The 15,779-nt window shown below is 71.3% G+C and carries 14 protein-coding genes; 11 read left to right on the top strand and 3 right to left on the bottom strand.

The features are described from left to right. Positions 1-6: 6 nt before the first annotated feature. The 10 genes from ACFVX4_RS15320 to ACFVX4_RS15275 all read left to right on the top strand — a co-directional run bounded on the left by ACFVX4_RS15320 (position 7) and on the right by ACFVX4_RS15275 (position 8,212). On the top strand, positions 7-963 hold the full coding sequence (locus tag ACFVX4_RS15320) for a Rossmann-like and DUF2520 domain-containing protein (RefSeq protein ID WP_389976582.1): 957 nt from the start codon (positions 7-9) through the stop codon (positions 961-963). Further along, positions 960-2,024 (top strand): pantoate--beta-alanine ligase, encoded by a 1,065-nt coding sequence (gene panC, locus ACFVX4_RS15315; protein WP_389976579.1) that lies wholly within the window; start codon positions 960-962, stop codon positions 2,022-2,024. The genes ACFVX4_RS15320 and panC overlap by 4 nt, the downstream gene beginning before the upstream one ends. Next, complete coding sequence (locus tag ACFVX4_RS15310; RefSeq protein ID WP_389976576.1) at positions 2,021-3,763, top strand: L-aspartate oxidase; 1,743 nt, start codon at positions 2,021-2,023, stop codon at positions 3,761-3,763. The genes panC and ACFVX4_RS15310 overlap by 4 nt, the downstream gene beginning before the upstream one ends. Positions 3,764-3,765: 2 nt before the next feature. Further along, positions 3,766-4,809, top strand: coding sequence for a carboxylating nicotinate-nucleotide diphosphorylase (nadC, locus tag ACFVX4_RS15305; RefSeq protein WP_389976573.1), 1,044 nt, complete (start codon positions 3,766-3,768; stop codon positions 4,807-4,809). Continuing rightward, positions 4,809-5,606 carry a type III pantothenate kinase gene (locus tag ACFVX4_RS15300; RefSeq protein ID WP_266417696.1) on the top strand — a complete coding sequence of 266 codons (798 nt, stop codon included), beginning with the start codon at positions 4,809-4,811 and terminating at the stop codon, positions 5,604-5,606. Before nadC ends, ACFVX4_RS15300 begins: the two co-directional genes overlap by 1 nt. Before the next feature lie 138 nt (positions 5,607-5,744). Next, positions 5,745-6,326, top strand: coding sequence for a hypothetical protein (locus tag ACFVX4_RS15295; RefSeq protein ID WP_389977030.1), 582 nt, complete (start codon positions 5,745-5,747; stop codon positions 6,324-6,326). 48 nt (positions 6,327-6,374) lie between these two features. Beyond that, complete coding sequence (locus ACFVX4_RS15290; RefSeq protein ID WP_384970642.1) at positions 6,375-6,554, top strand: hypothetical protein; 180 nt, start codon at positions 6,375-6,377, stop codon at positions 6,552-6,554. Between the two features lie 109 nt (positions 6,555-6,663). Continuing rightward, positions 6,664-7,152 (top strand): BlaI/MecI/CopY family transcriptional regulator, encoded by a 489-nt coding sequence (locus ACFVX4_RS15285; protein WP_389976570.1) that lies wholly within the window; start codon positions 6,664-6,666, stop codon positions 7,150-7,152. 9 nt (positions 7,153-7,161) lie between these two features. After that, positions 7,162-7,719 (top strand): amino-acid N-acetyltransferase, encoded by a 558-nt coding sequence (locus tag ACFVX4_RS15280; RefSeq protein WP_266425720.1) that lies wholly within the window; start codon positions 7,162-7,164, stop codon positions 7,717-7,719. Between the two features lie 157 nt (positions 7,720-7,876). Continuing rightward, positions 7,877-8,212 carry an Lsr2 family protein gene (locus tag ACFVX4_RS15275; protein ID WP_266417706.1) on the top strand — a complete coding sequence of 112 codons (336 nt, stop codon included), beginning with the start codon at positions 7,877-7,879 and terminating at the stop codon, positions 8,210-8,212. Here the strand turns inward: ACFVX4_RS15275 and ACFVX4_RS15270 are convergent. Then, the gene (locus ACFVX4_RS15270; protein ID WP_266417708.1) at positions 8,191-8,796 is read right to left on the bottom strand and encodes an SCO3374 family protein; all 606 of its coding nucleotides are present in this window, start codon (positions 8,794-8,796) and stop codon (positions 8,191-8,193) included. The two genes, ACFVX4_RS15275 and ACFVX4_RS15270, sit on opposite strands and share 22 nt — an antisense overlap. Positions 8,797-9,224: 428 nt before the next feature. Between ACFVX4_RS15270 and ACFVX4_RS15265 the strand changes: the two genes are divergently transcribed. After that, positions 9,225-11,753, top strand: a complete 2,529-nt coding sequence (locus ACFVX4_RS15265) for an ATP-dependent Clp protease ATP-binding subunit (RefSeq protein WP_329820414.1) — start codon at positions 9,225-9,227, stop codon at positions 11,751-11,753. Between the two features lie 84 nt (positions 11,754-11,837). Here the strand turns inward: ACFVX4_RS15265 and ACFVX4_RS15260 are convergent, their stop codons facing one another. Next, complete coding sequence (locus tag ACFVX4_RS15260; RefSeq protein ID WP_389976565.1) at positions 11,838-15,047, bottom strand: NACHT domain-containing protein; 3,210 nt, start codon at positions 15,045-15,047, stop codon at positions 11,838-11,840. Continuing rightward, positions 15,044-15,406: a trypco2 family protein gene (locus tag ACFVX4_RS15255; protein ID WP_389976562.1), complete on the bottom strand. Its 363-nt coding sequence runs from the start codon at positions 15,404-15,406 to the stop codon at positions 15,044-15,046. The genes ACFVX4_RS15260 and ACFVX4_RS15255 overlap by 4 nt, the downstream gene beginning before the upstream one ends. Between the last annotated feature and the right edge of the window lie 373 nt (positions 15,407-15,779).

Genomic DNA, 15,779 nt, shown 5'->3' with positions numbered 1-15,779 from the left:
CGCCGCGTGAATGCAACAGCCCCCCATGAACCCCTCGACGCGAGGGACCGCCCCGCCCGCCTCACGGTCGGCGTCGTGGGCGCGGGCCGTGTCGGCCCCGCTCTCGCCGCGTCCCTGCAGCTCGCCGGGCACCGGCCGGTCGCCGTGTCGGGCGTCTCCGACGCGTCCGTGCGCAGGGCGGCCGCCCTGCTGCCCGACGTACCGCTGGTGCCGCCCGCCGAGGTCCTCGCGCGCGCCGAGCTGGTGCTGCTGACCGTCCCCGACGACGCCCTGCCCGGCCTGGTCGAAGGCCTCGCCGAGACCGGTGCGGTGCGGCCGGGACAGCTGATCGTCCACACCTCGGGGCGGTACGGGACGAAGGTCCTGGACCCGGCGCTGCGGGTCGGCGCCCTGCCGCTCGCCCTGCACCCGGCGATGACGTTCACCGGCACCTCCGTCGACGTCCAGCGGCTGGCCGGCTGCTCCTTCGGCGTGACCGCCCCCGAGGAGCTGCGGCTCGCCGCCGAGGCGCTGGTCATCGAGATGGGCGGCGAGCCCGAATGGATCGCCGAGGAGTCCCGTCCGCTCTACCACGCGGCGCTCGCCCTCGGCGCGAACCACCTGGTCACCCTGGTCGCCCAGTCGATGGAGCTGCTGCGTACGGCCGGGGTCGCCGCCCCCGACCGGATGCTCGGCCCCCTCCTCGGCGCCGCGCTCGACAACGCCCTGCGCTCCGGCGACGCCGCGCTGACCGGCCCCGTGGCCCGCGGCGACGCCGGTACGGTCGCCGCGCACATCGGCGAGCTGCGCAGGCACGCCCCGCAGGCCGTGGCCGGATACGTCGCGATGGCCCGCGCCACCGCGGACCGCGCGCTCGCCCACGGCATGCTCAAGCCGGAGCTGGCCGAGGACCTGCTCGGGGTCCTGGCCGACGGCACGGGCACCGGCACCACGGGCGGCACCGGATCACAGGAGCCCCGATGACCGACACGACCGGCAGGCCCGGCACCCCCCGCCCCGTCGCACCGCTCACGTCCCACGGTCCCGCCGCCACCCTGCTCCGTACCGCGGCCGAGCTCGGCGCGTTCGCCCCCCTCAAGGGGCCGCGGGCCGTCGTCATGACCATGGGCGCCCTGCACGAGGGCCACGCGACCCTGATCCGCGCCGCACGCGCGGCGGCGGGCCCCGACGGCCAGGTGGTCGCCACCGTCTTCGTCAACCCGCTCCAGTTCGGCGAGGCCGCCGATCTGGACCGCTACCCCCGTACGCTCGACGCCGACCTCGCCGTGGCGGGCGCCGCCGGGGCGGACGCGGTCTTCGCGCCGTCCGTCGACGAGGTCTACCCCGGCGGCGAACCGCAGGTCCGGATCTCCGCGGGCCCGATGGGCGAGCGGCTCGAAGGCGCCTCGCGCCCCGGGCACTTCGACGGCATGCTCACGGTCGTCGCCAAGCTCCTCCACCTCACCCGCCCCGATGTCGCGCTCTTCGGGCAGAAGGACGCCCAGCAGCTGGCGCTGATCCGTCGCATGGTGCGCGATCTGAACTTCCCGGTGGAGATCGTCGGCGTGGAGACGGTCCGCGAGCCGGACGGCCTCGCGCTCTCCAGCCGCAACCGCTTCCTGGACGCGGAGGAACGGCACACCGCCCTCGCCCTGTCCCGGGCCCTGTTCGCCGCCCGCGACCGGCTCGCCGCCCAGCAGGCGCTGCACGCCCGCGCGCAGACCACCGCGGCCACCACCGGCCGGGCCGCCGCGCTCACCGCGCTCGGCGAGGCCCGCGCGGCCGCCGACACCCAGGCGGTGGCCCTGGCCCGCCCGGTCGACGGCCCCTCGGCGGTACGGGCCGCGGCGCTCCTGATCCTCGACGACGCGGCAGCCGCGCAGCCCCCGCTCGCCCTGGACTACCTGGCGCTCGTGGACCCGGCGGACTTCACCGAGATCCCCGACGACCGCACCTCCGGTGAGGCGATCCTCGCCATCGCCGCGCGGGTCGGCAAGACCCGCCTCATCGACAACATCCCGCTGACCTTCGGAGCCACCACGTGACCGGAATACGGCTGACCGCCCCCGCCCCCGGCTGGTCCATCGACGCCGACGTCGTGGTGGTCGGCTCCGGCGTGGCCGGTCTCACCACCGCGCTGCGCTGCGCCGCCGCGGGCCTCGCCACCGTCGTCGTCACCAAGGCCCGCCTCGACGACGGCTCCACCCGCTGGGCGCAGGGTGGTATCGCGGCCGCCCTCGGCGAGGGCGACACCCCCGAGCAGCATCTCGACGACACCCTGGTCGCGGGCGCCGGTCTGTGCGACGAGGCGGCGGTCCGGACCCTGGTCACCGAGGGCCCGGACGCCGTGCGCCGGCTGATCGGGACCGGCGCCCACTTCGACACCACGGAGAGCGGCGACATCGCGCTGACCCGTGAGGGCGGCCACCACCGCCGCCGCATCGCCCACGCGGGCGGCGACGCGACGGGCGCCGAGATCTCCCGCGCCCTGGTCGAGGCGGTCCGCGAAGCCGCCCTGCACACCGTGGAGAACGCGCTCGTCCTGGACCTCCTCACCGACGCCGAAGGGCGTACCGCGGGCGTCACGCTGCACGTCATGGGCGAGGGCCAGCACGACGGCGTCGGCGCGGTCCACGCCCCCGCGGTGGTCCTCGCCACCGGCGGCATGGGCCAGGTCTTCTCCGCCACCACCAACCCGGCGGTCTCCACCGGCGACGGCGTGGCGTTGGCGCTGCGGGCCGGTGCGGAGGTCTCCGACCTCGAATTCGTCCAGTTCCACCCGACGGTCCTCTTCCTCGGCGCTGGCTCCGAGGGCCAGCAGCCGCTGGTGTCGGAAGCGGTACGGGGCGAGGGCGCCCATCTCGTCGACGCGTCCGGTACGCGCTTCATGCACGGACAGCACGAACTGGCGGAGCTGGCCCCGCGCGACATCGTCGCCAAGGCCATCACCCGCCGGATGGAACTGCACGGCACCGAGCACATGTACCTCGACGCCCGCCACTTCGGCGCCGAGATGTGGGAGCAGCGCTTCCCCACGATCCTGGCGGCCTGCCGCGCCCACGGCATCGACCCGGTCACCGAACCGATCCCGGTCGCCCCCGCCGCGCACTACGCCTCCGGCGGCATCCGCACCGACCTGCGGGGACGTACCACGGTGCCCGGCCTGTACGCCTGCGGCGAGGTCGCCTGCACCGGCGTGCACGGCGCGAACCGGCTGGCGTCCAACTCCCTCCTGGAGGGCCTCGTCTTCGCCGAGCGCATCGCGGCGGACATCGTCGAGGACCGGCCCCGCGCGGGCGCCGCGGAAACCGGCGACGACCGCGCGCCCTCCCCGCTGATCGCCCCGGAGGCCCGGCGCACGATCCAGCGCATCATGACCCGGGGCGCCGGAGTGCTCCGCTCCGCCGAGAGCCTGGCCACCGCCGCCGACGAGCTGGAGGCCCTCCACGACAGCGCCGCGCTGGCCGTGGAGGCGGACGAGCCCAAGGTCGCGGTGCCCGGCGTCGAGGCGTGGGAGGCCACCAACCTGCTGCTCGTCTCGCGCGTCCTGGTCGCCGCCGCCCGGCGGCGCGAGGAGACCCGCGGCTGCCACTGGCGCGAGGACCGGCCCGAGCGCGACGACGAGAACTGGCGCCGCCACCTCGTCGTCCGGCTCACCCCGGAGCGTCAACCGGTCCTCCGTCGGACGGAGACCGAGGCATTCGGGCCCGTACGCCACACGCAGGCACCAGACTGCGCAGCAGCACCCCTGACCCACCCCGCCGACGTCACCGAGGAGCCGTAACCGTGAGCACGCCCGAAGAGAATCCGCGCCCCACACCCGTGGACGTACCGCTGATCCAGATCGGCGCGCCCGCACCGTCCGCGGGCGGCTGCGGGGACGGCTGCGGCTGCGGCGGGGACGAGTTCTACGAGCTCGACCCGCTGGAGTGCGGCCTCGACCCCGCCCTCGCCCAGCTCCTCGCCGACGCGGGCCTGGACCCGGTCCAGGTCGAGGACGTCGCGCACGTCGCCATCGAGGAGGACCTCGACGGCGGTGTGGACGTCACCACCGTCGCGACCGTCGCCGAGGACGCCGTGGCCACTGGTGACTTCACCGCCCGCGAGGCGGGCGTCGTGGCCGGTCTGCGCGTCGCCGAGGCCGTCCTGTCCATCGTCTGCACGGACGAGTTCGCGGTCGAGCGCCACGTCGAGGACGGCGACCGGGTCGCCCCCGGCCAGAAGCTGCTGACCGTCACCACCCGCACCCGCGACCTGCTCACCGGCGAGCGCAGCGCGCTCAACCTGCTGTGCAGGCTCTCCGGCATCGCGACCGCCACCCGCGCCTGGGCCGATGTGCTCGAAGGCACGAAGGCCAGGGTCCGCGACACCCGCAAGACCACCCCGGGCCTGCGCGCCATGGAGAAGTACGCGGTGCGCTGCGGCGGCGGCGTCAACCACCGCATGTCGCTGTCGGACGCGGCGCTGGTCAAGGACAACCACGTCATCGCGGCGGGCGGCGTGGCCGAGGCCTTCAAGCGGGTACGGGACGAGTTCCCGGACGTACCGATCGAGGTCGAGGTCGACACCCTGCAGCAGGTCCGCGAGGTGCTCGACGCGGGTGCCGACCTGATCCTGCTGGACAACTTCACCCCGCTGCAGACGGCCGAGGCGGTCGCCCTGGTCGGCGGCCGCGCGGTCCTGGAGTCCTCCGGCCGGCTCTCCCTCGACACCGCCCGCGCCTACGCCGAGGCGGGCGTCGACTACCTGGCCGTCGGCGCGCTCACCCACTCCTCGCCGATCCTCGACATCGGCCTGGACTTCCGCGCCACCGACGGGGCCGTCGTCTGATGCTGCTCACCATCGATGTCGGCAACACCCACACCGTCCTCGGCCTGTTCGACGGCGAGGAGATCGTCGAGCACTGGCGGATCTCCACCGACGCCCGCCGCACCGCCGACGAGCTCGCCGTGCTGCTCCAGGGCCTGATGGGCATGCACCCGCTGCTCGGCATGGAGTTGGGCGACGGCATCGAGGGCATCGCGATCTGCTCCACGGTCCCGGCCGTCCTGCACGAGCTGCGCGAGGTGACCCGCCGCTACTACGGCGATGTCCCCGCCGTCCTCGTCGAGCCGGGCATCAAGACCGGGGTGCCGATCCTGATGGACAACCCGAAGGAGGTCGGCGCGGACCGCATCATCAACGCGGTCGCCGCCGTCGACCTGTACGGCGGTCCGGCGATCGTCGTCGACTTCGGCACGGCCACCACCTTCGACGCGGTCTCCGCCCGGGGCGAGTACACCGGCGGTGTCATCGCCCCCGGCATCGAGATCTCGGTCGAGGCGCTCGGCGTCAAGGGCGCCCAGCTCCGCAAGATCGAGCTGGCCCGGCCGCGCAGCGTGATCGGCAAGAACACGGTCGAGGCGATGCAGTCGGGCATCATCTACGGCTTCGCCGGCCAGGTCGACGGCGTCGTCGCACGGATGAAGAAGGAGTTGGCTGCCGACCCCGAGGATGTCACCGTCATCGCGACGGGCGGCCTTGCGCCGATGGTTTTGGGCGAGTCCTCCGTCATCGACGAGCACGAGCCCTGGCTGACCCTCATCGGCCTGCGCCTGGTGTACGAGCGGAACGTGTCCCGGCTGTAGCGGGCAGGCGGCGCACCTGCGGGAACGGCTCGCGGGGAGCGGGGCCGCCGCCGCGCCACCGACGGCCAGTTAAGCCGATTTTGTCCATTTAGCGCGTATTGTCACTCCATGCCCACGCCTTACGGATCACGCGGCGGCATGGCGTTCAGCGCGGACGAGCTGCGTGTGCTCCGACGCGCCCTCGCCATCGCCCTTCACCCCATGCCCCTGCCGCACGAGGACGTCCAGGACTGCCTGCGGCTGGCCGGTGCCGTGGACGAGGCGGTCGGCGAGGCGGGACGGCTGCGCACGTTCCTCCTCGCCGACCTCGTCCGCTATCGCAACGCCCTCCCCGGCTCGGTCGGCGGCTACCTGGAGCTGCTCCAGGACGCCCTGGCGGGCGGGTACGACCCCGGCCCCGACGACCTCGCCGCGCTGCGCGCCCTGCGCCACAGGCCGGTGGCTGCGGCGCTCCTGGAGCGCTGTCAGGTGCTGGCGGAGCGGTCGGTGCAGGCCCGCCTCGCCGGACGCGTCGCGTCGGCGAAGACTCCCGCGCCGCGCAGCCGGCTCCTGGCCCTGCCCGGTGGCCGGGCGGCCGACGCCGAACCCGAACGGCCCAAGGCCCCGGCGGCACCCGCCCGGCCCACCCGGCCGTCCGGGCGCCCCGCGCCGAAGCCCTCGGAGGTCTTTCCGCCCCGCCGCCGCCCGGCGCCGCCGCAGGAGGAGCGCGCCGCGGGGTAGCGGAGGGGCGGCGCGGAAGTCCGTACCGGCCTCGCTACTCTGGACGCCATGGACTACGTATCCGCGCTCGTGCCCCCCGTGGTGATGGCCGCCTTCTTCATCGGCCTCGTCGTGACGATCGTCAAGAGCCAGGGCGGTCCCAACAAGGCCAAGGAGGACGCGGCCGTGGACCTGGCGATCGGCCGCGCCGAGTCCGTCCAGCAGACACCGCGGACCGACGGCGCCTGACGCCGGCGCTCCGCAGCACACGAAGGGCGCACGGCTCACCAGAAGCCGTGCGCCCTTTTGCTGCTCAAATAAACCGGTCATTCCAGGCATCTGGCACTAAAGTGACATTGTGCCCCGCCAATTGGGAGATCTGGAAGACGCCGTGATGACACGGGTCTGGCAATGGAACCGCCCGGTCACCGTGCGGGAAGTCCTTGAGGACCTTCAGCAGGAACGCTCCATCGCCTACACCACCGTCATGACGGTAATGGACAATCTCCATCAGAAGGGCTGGGTGCGCAGGGAAGTCGACGGCCGCGCATATAGATATACGGCGGTCTCCACCCGCGCCGCCTACTCGGCCGCACTGATGAACGAAGCATGGTCGCGCAGCGACAACCCCGCGGCCGCTCTTGTCGCCTTCTTCGGCATGATGTCCGCCGAGCAGCGCGAGGCCCTCCAGGACGCCATGCGGATCGTTCTGCCCAACCTGTCCGGAGCCCCCGGGCCCACGCCCGGCGAACCGGCCGAGGCGGCGACAGGTGAACCGGCCGATGAACCAGTGGGAGAAGCGGCCGGAGATCCGGCCGATGGGGCGGGCCCGGAGGCCGGGCGATAGCGTCGGGGTATGTCCTCAGAGCTTCCGCACGCCGATTCCCGTACCGAACCGTCGGTCATAAACACGGCCATCACAGTCCGACGTGCCAGGACCAGCGATGTGGCATCGGTCCGCCGTCTCCTCGACGGGTACGTACGCGAAGGCATCCTGCTCGACAAAGCGACCGTGACGCTTTACGAGGACATCCAGGAGTTCTGGATCGCGGAACGCGACGAGGACGCCCGTGTCATCGGCTGCGGCGCACTGCACGTGATGTGGGAAGACCTCGCCGAAGTGCGTACTCTCGCCGTCGATCACAGCATCAGGGGTGCCGGAGTCGGTCATCAAGTGCTGGACAAGTTGTTGCAGACCGCCCGCTGGCTGGGCGTGCGGCGGGTTTTCTGTCTCACCTTCGAAGTGGACTTCTTCGCGAAGCACGGCTTCGTGGAGATCGGAGAGACGCCGGTCGACGGAGATGTCTACAGCGAGCTGCTGCGTTCCTACGACGAGGGTGTAGCAGAGTTCCTGGGTCTCGAACGAGTGAAGCCGAACACCTTGGGCAACAGCCGGATGCTTCTGCATCTGTGACCGCCAACTGCGACCGCCACAAGAAGCTGGAACCCTATGTCCGAATCGCGCATGTTTCCCGTCTTCTCGTGATCCAGAACCTCTCCCGGGGGTTTGTGTTTTCCGGGGAAAAGCGGTTTCCTTTCCGCGTACTGCATTTTCGATGAAAGGGAATCCAGTGGCACAGAAGGTTCAGGTCCTTCTTGTCGATGACCTCGACGGCGGCGAGGCGGACGAGACGGTCACGTTCGCTCTCGATGGCAAGACGTACGAGATTGACCTCACGACGAGCAACGCGGACAAGCTCCGTGGTCTTCTTGAGCCGTACACCAAGGGTGGTCGGCGTACGGGTGGCCGCGCGTCGGCCGGCCGTGGCAAGGGCCGCGCCGTTACGGGTGGCAACAAGGACACCGCCGAGATCCGTAAGTGGGCCCGCGAGAACGGCCACAATGTGAATGACCGTGGCCGTGTTCCCGCGGAGATCCGCGAAGCTTACGAGAAGGCCAACGGCTGAGCTGTCGACCCGACGGTCGACGGCCCTGTCCGGGCAAGCATCAACCGGGCCCGGTGGCATTCCGTCGCCACCGCGTCCACCAGCCGTACGAGATCGGGAGCACCCCCACCCCTGCTCCCGAGGCCGGCGAGGGCCGGGAACTCCGACCCTTCCTCGTGTCGTGGCCCGGGGGGTCGCAGCCATGCGGCGGCCCCCGGCCGGCCCGCCATCCGTCCGGGCGGCACCGGCGCCGTGATCCGGCCGCCCGCACCGATGGCGGTCAGGGAGAGGGCGACGCCTCCCCACTCCAGCCAGTCGAGCAGTCCGGGCAGCTCGTCGGCGCTTCCCACCGCCACCAGCAGGCTCATCCGCGCGCCCGACAGCGCCACGGGCCCGGTGCGGTCCAGCCGCCGCAGCGCCGCCTGACCGGCGGCCGCGGGAACCTGGAGCACATCGAACCGCAGCCCGGTCAGCAAGCGCACCGGCGCGGTGCCCGCCGTCGCCCAGCCGAGTTCGCGTTCGTACCACTGCGCCCACCGGGCGCAGTCGCCGCTCTCCCGCTCGCCGGTGACCGACGGCACGGGACGCGGGACGGTGATGGCCATGCCGGAAGAACGGCCCGGAGAGCCCCGGGGTTACGCAGAGTCCCCGAGCGGGCGCGCAATGTGTCCGGGATGGGTGCGTAGGGACGCATTCGGGAGCGCCAATATGTTCGCCCGTAGCGGAGGGAACCGGCGTGCACCGCATGGACTGTCTGTAATTGCGGGTAAGACATCCCTAGTGGGGAGGGGCGACACGCAGGTTCGGGCATCTCACGTTCGCCATCGGCGTACTGGCGAAAGGGGTATCTGCCTGGCCTGCGGGAACATCGTCTCGCACCATCGGGTTGGAGAAGTTGTCAGCGTTCGGGGCAGGAGGCCAAGGACGGTGTCGGCAGTTGGAATGAGCGGTCCCCGCTTGCGGGACTAAGCTGCGGAAGGACAGGGAGGGGACCGACCCCTTACTGCCTGACCGCTCTGAGGAGCGATTAACGATGTTCGAGAGGTTCACCGACCGCGCGCGGCGGGTTGTCGTCCTGGCTCAGGAAGAAGCCCGGATGCTCAACCACAACTACATCGGCACCGAGCACATCCTCCTGGGCCTTATCCACGAGGGTGAGGGTGTCGCCGCTAAGGCCCTGGAGAGCCTCGGGATTTCGCTCGAGGCGGTCCGCCAGCAGGTGGAGGAGATCATCGGCCAGGGCCAGCAGGCCCCGTCCGGGCACATCCCCTTCACGCCCCGGGCCAAGAAGGTCCTGGAGCTCTCGCTCCGCGAGGCCCTTCAGCTCGGCCACAACTACATCGGCACCGAGCACATCCTGCTCGGCCTGATCCGCGAGGGCGAGGGCGTCGCCGCCCAGGTCCTCGTGAAGCTGGGCGCCGACCTGAACCGGGTGCGGCAGCAGGTCATCCAGCTGCTCTCCGGGTACTCGGGCAGCAAGGAGGCGGCGACGGCGGGCGGCCCCGCGGAAGGCACGCCCTCCACCTCCCTGGTGCTCGACCAGTTCGGCCGGAATCTCACCCAGGCCGCTCGCGAATCCAAGCTCGACCCGGTCATCGGGCGCGAGAAGGAGATCGAGCGGGTCATGCAGGTGCTGTCCCGCCGCACCAAGAACAACCCGGTTCTCATCGGCGAGCCCGGCGTCGGCAAGACGGCGGTCGTCGAGGGACTGGCGCAGGCCATCGTCAAGGGCGAGGTGCCCGAGACCCTCAAGGACAAGCACCTCTACACCCTCGACCTCGGCGCGCTGGTCGCCGGCTCCCGCTACCGCGGTGACTTCGAGGAGCGCCTGAAGAAGGTCCTCAAGGAGATCCGCACCCGCGGCGACATCATCCTGTTCATCGACGAGCTCCACACCCTCGTGGGTGCGGGTGCCGCCGAGGGCGCGATCGACGCCGCCAGCATCCTCAAGCCGATGCTGGCCCGCGGCGAGCTTCAGACCATCGGTGCCACCACGCTCGACGAGTACCGCAAGCACCTGGAGAAGGACGCCGCTCTCGAGCGCCGCTTCCAGCCCATCCAGGTCGCGGAGCCGTCGCTGCCGCACACCATCGAGATCCTCAAGGGTCTGCGCGACCGCTACGAGGCCCACCACCGCGTCTCCATCACGGACGAGGCGCTGGTCCAGGCCGCGACGCTGGCCGACCGGTACATCTCGGACCGCTTCCTGCCGGACAAGGCGATTGACCTGATCGACGAGGCCGGTTCCCGGATGCGCATCCGCCGGATGACCGCGCCGCCGGACCTCCGCGAGTTCGACGAGAAGATCGCGGGCGTCCGCCGCGACAAGGAGTCGGCCATCGACTCCCAGGACTTCGAGAAGGCGGCTTCCCTCCGTGACAAGGAGAAGCAGCTGCTGGCGGCGAAGACCAAGCGCGAGAAGGAGTGGAAGGCCGGCGACATGGACGTCGTGGCCGAGGTCGACGGCGAGCTGATCGCCGAGGTCCTGGCCACCGCGACCGGCATCCCGGTCTTCAAGCTGACGGAGGAGGAGTCCTCCCGTCTGCTGCGGATGGAGGACGAGCTCCACAAGCGCGTCATCGGGCAGAAGGACGCCATCAAGGCCCTCTCGCAGGCGATCCGCCGTACGCGAGCCGGTCTGAAGGACCCGAAGCGCCCCGGTGGCTCGTTCATCTTCGCCGGCCCGTCCGGTGTCGGTAAGACGGAGCTCTCCAAGACGCTCGCCGAATTCCTCTTCGGTGACGAGGACGCGCTGATCGCCCTCGACATGTCGGAGTTCAGCGAGAAGCACACGGTTTCCCGCCTCTTCGGCTCTCCCCCCGGTTACGTGGGTTACGAAGAGGGCGGCCAGCTCACCGAGAAGGTGCGCCGCAAGCCGTTCTCCGTCGTCCTCTTCGACGAGGTCGAGAAGGCCCACCCCGATATCTTCAATTCCCTGCTCCAGATTCTGGAAGACGGTCGCCTGACCGACTCCCAGGGCCGGGTCGTGGACTTCAAGAACACGGTCATCATCATGACGACCAACCTCGGGACCCGGGACATCTCCAAGGGCTTCAACCTGGGCTTCGCCGCCCAGGGTGATGTCAAGACCGGCTACGAGCGGATGAAGAACAAGGTCAACGAAGAGCTCAAGCAGCACTTCCGCCCCGAGTTCCTCAACCGTGTCGACGACACGGTCGTCTTCCACCAGCTCACCGAGGAAGACATCATCCAGATCGTCGACCTCATGCTCGCCAAGGTGGACGAGCGCCTGAAGGACCGCGACATGGGCATCGAGCTGAGCTCGGAAGCCAAGTCGCTCCTGGCGAAGAAGGGGTACGACCCCGTGATGGGCGCCCGGCCGCTGCGCCGGACGATCCAGCGCGAGATCGAGGACATCCTCTCCGAGAAGATCCTCTTCGGTGAGCTGCGCCCCGGTCACATCGTGGTCGTCGGCACCGAGGGCGAGGGCGAGGAGAAGACCTTCACCTTCCGCGGCGAGGAGAAGTCGGCGCTGCCCGACGTCCCCCCGATCGAGCAGGCGGCAGGCGGCGCGGGCCCGAACATGTCGAAGGACGTGTGAGGACGCCCCCGAGCGCCTGAGCAGAAGCAGAAGGGGCTGCCCCGGACCGTGCGAACGGTCCGGGGCAGCCCCTTTGCCGAGGGGTCAGCGGGGTGGGTCGTCGCCCACGATCGTTGCGGGGCCGGCCCCCACCTCGCAGTTGGGCATCGCCCGGATCGGGGAAATGTCGATGTGGTCGACATGCCTGGGCGAAACGATCACCACCCGCTTCAGAGCGGGGAAGACCCGGGGGATCTGTTCCATTTCGAGCACATCGGTGTCGAGGTAGAGGTCCAGGCTGCCGAGGGAAGGCACGGGCTGTTCCCCGGCGAACTCCGTCGCGGACGACAGGGGCAGGGTGAGGTGGATCACCTGCGGAGCCCGCCGGAGAGCGGCGAGCAGCGGTCGGACCGGGGTGCGGGTTCCCAGTCCGAGCCGGCGCAGGTTGGTCCAGCCGTCGAGCGAGTCCACCTCCAGCGAGGCTGCCTGCTCGATGGTCAGTGTGCTCAGCTCAGGGTGGGCGGGCAGCTGGGAGAGCCGTTCGGCCGTCAGGCGGCTGAGCCACAGGGAGTGCAGTGCTCCCGAAGCCGTGGCGGCCAGTGCACTGCCGGGGAGATGGCTCATGTCGAGCTCGACCGCCTTCAGCGCGGGGAGCCCGGTGAGCGGGCCGAGGTCCCGTACGCCGGGACAGTCGTTCAGTGACAGGGACTCGAGCTGCTCGACGCAGTCCGTCAGGAACGAGAGGTCGGTCAGGCAGGGGTTCCGCAGGAAGGCCAGTCCGATCCACGGGCCGTCGCGCAGGGTGGCGTGGAGTTCGGCGGCGGTGAGGGCCCCGGCGATCTCCAGGTTCGTGGCGGACGGCAGGTCGCGCAGTGCTGCCAGCTTCTCCGGGGCGTCGATCTGCAGGGCGTCGTGCGTCAGATCGCAGATGGCAAGGACCTGCTGGGCGTATGCCCGTACCGGATACCTGTTCCAGTACACCTCGAACAGGTGGCTGTGTTCCGGGTGGGCGAGTGCCCAGCGGCGGGCGTGCGGTACGGCCTCCGCCCCGCCGATTTCACTGATCAGGTCGATGAACAGGCCGGCCTGCTTCATGCCGGATACGTGGTCCGGGTCGGGCAGGAAGTCCAGAGCAGCCGGACCGAGCCGGGCGAGCAGGTGTACGTCCCCGTCGTCCTTCGGCGGGAACAGCGCCCCGACGGCCGTGCGGACCCTGTCCCGTGTCGTCTCGTCCAGCCAGGTCGCGTGCTGCGCGCAGAGCGCGGCCAGGACGACGACTTCGTCCCGGGTCACGGTGTCGGCGGGGCCGGGCCGCGCGTCCAGCAGTCCGTTGACCAGTAGCGGGTGTTCACGGCGGCCGCAGTGGCCGGCCGAGAGCAGGATGACGTCGTACCAGTGCTGTGCGCCCGCCCGGCCGAGCAGTTCGTTCAGCTGGTCGCCCTCGACGAACTCCTTCGCGGCGAGGAAGTCCTGGAAGGTGCGGTGGGCGAACTGGTAGACGTCGTCGGTACGCTCCTGGAGGACTCCGCTGCGGTTCAGCAGATGGGTCAGGATCTCCTCGGCCGAGCCCTGGCCGCGCAGCCGTTCCATGCCCGGCAGGGCGCGTTCCAGCTGGTGCAGCGCCGCGGAGCGGTGGAGCTCAGACTGGCCGCCCCGCACCAGCCAGATCGCGATGCGCTGGAGCAGCTGGGCCTGTTCCGCCACGTTCATCGTGATGCCCTCGGGGGCATCGATCCTGCGCTGCTTGTCGCGGTCGCCGAGCAGCATGGTGAGGGCCGAGTCGTACAGGCTCCAGCGGGTCTCCGGCAGGATGCCCTGGCGGCGTCGGTGCAGGGCGCAGATCACCGCGCAGAGCAGTGGCGTACGGGCCAGATCGCGCAGGGTCCGGTTCTGGGCGAACTGCTGGATCAGGTCCCGTTCCAGCCTGCCGAGCGTCTCGTGGTCCTCCTCGTCCAGCCGGGCGGCCCGGTGCCAGGCGGCGACGAAGGCCTCGATGTCCTCGTCCCGCATCGGCAGCAGCCGCAGCTCGTCGAAGTCCTGGGACATCAGCCAGCCCGGCTCGACGGCCAGCGGGCGCACCGTGGCCACACAGCGGATGTCCGGGTACCGGTCGAGGAGACGGGACAGCCACTCGTGCGCCTGCTCGCGGTCGTCGCGCGGGACCTCGTCCAGACCGTCGACCAGCAGCAGCGCCCGGCCCGACTCCAGTACCCGGCCGACCCAGCCCCCGGGGGCCTCGTCGATCACCAGCCGGGCCGCGTCGGGGAGCTGCGCGGGGGCGGGGAACGTACCGCCCTGGGCGCGCAGGGTGCGCAGCGGTACGACGAACGGGACCAGGCCGTTGAGCGCGGCCAGCTCCGGGCCCAGCGTGCCGGCCGAGGCGTGCGCCGCCAGCCACCAGAGCAGCGTGGTCTTGCCGGCGCCCGCGTCGCCGCGCAGCAGGACCCGGGGGCGGTCCGGGAGCAGTGTGTCGATCCGCATGGGCGACGGCCCCGCGCGCCCGGAGGTCTGCTGGGCCTCCAGGCTCAGGTACGCGGTGTCCAGATCCCACTCGGAGTCGCGCCGGCCCAGCTCGTCGAGGCCGAAGATCTTCGTACGGCGGTACGCGGCCCCGAGCGCCGCCGCGTACTCCTCCTCGTACCGCGCGTCCCTGGGGAAGCGGCCGTGGACCTGCTCGTGGCGCAGTGCCGTGCCGGTCTGCCGGTAGACGAGCTCGAAGGGCTGCGAGGCGATGAGCGGGGCGAGCGGTACGCACTCCACACGCCGGCCGCCGCGCTGCCGGGGGATCTGCCGGGCGATGCCGATGAGGACGTTCCCGGCGAAGACCGGTCCGCCGGACATGCCGCGCAGCGACGGGGGCTCCGAGTCGTTTCCCGGGGGCGGCGGGCCGTCCAGCTCGCAGACCAGCAGTCCGCGCAGGTGTCCGGCCATCGGCAGGGCGGTGGCCGTGTACTGGTCGGCCTCCAGATGCCGCTCGGGGCCGTACCGCTGGATGTCGGGGAAGCCGGTGATCTCGCATCCGGAGACGGCCTGCTCGGAGTGGAGGACGCCGAGCCGCACCGCGGAGACCGGGAGCACCGGGTCGGCGGTCAGCAGGAGGGCGGCGTCGAGGTCGTGGTCGACCCAGGCGACCGTTGCCGTCGCGTGGTCCGCCCGCCCGGGGTGGGCGACGGTGGCCCGGCTGCCGCCCCGGACCACATGGGCACAGGTCAGCACGAGCCGGTCGGTGAGCAGGGCGCCGCTGCCCTGGACGGTTCCGGCGCCGAGGACGACGACCGTGCGCGCCGCGGGCGCGGTGGGCGGCGCGGTGGTCACGGCCGTGCCGCCCCGCCGCCGAAGTGGGCGGTGCTGCCCTGGTTGCCGTGGCCGATCTGCCAGGGCCCGCCGGTCGCGGCGTCGCGCGGCTTCAGGGTGAACGCGACCTTGTGCGTGCGGCCGGTCGCGCGGGAGGCGTCGGCGCCCGCCTCGACCACCCAGGCCTTGACCTTGCCGCCGCCCTTGATCTCCTTGCGGAGTTCGAGGGTGAACTCCATCTGGATGTCGCCGACCTCGAAGGCCACGGGGCGGCCGGTGGCGCGGCCCGCGGCGTCGATGAGCTGGTTGCGGATCGACTCGACGGCATCGGCGAGTTCGATGCCGTCCATGTCGCTGGTGCCTGCGGCGTCACTGGCCATGGCATGTCCCCCGGAGTCGGCCTGGTCGTCGGGTCAGCCTAAGGGCTGTCCCGCGCACGGGCCGAAGGTCCCGAAACGGACAACCTTCGGGCCCGCCGGCGGTGACAAGGCGCACAGCCCGTTCCGGGCCTACTAGGCGCGGTAGGGGAGGGTGCCGTGACCGCCGCGGGGACCTTCGGCCCTGCGGTGGAGGGGGCTTTCGGTGCCGGACACCCAGGGGCCCGGATCGCTGGGATCTGTCCGATTCGAGCGGTTTGGAACTGAGGTTAAACCTGGCCGGAAACAAGAGTTTCGACGGGTTCGGGCGCGCGTCGCGCGAAACCTGCTGCGGCGAATTCCCGGGGCTCCGGATACGGCTTTTGTTCGTAGATGG

Origin of the sequence: Streptomyces sp. NPDC058240, from assembly GCF_042882135.1 — a bacterium.
Classification (GTDB): Bacteria; Actinomycetota; Actinomycetes; order Streptomycetales; family Streptomycetaceae; genus Streptomyces.
Note: the sequence above shows the minus strand (reverse complement) of the source record. Positions and strands in the feature narration are given on the sequence as shown.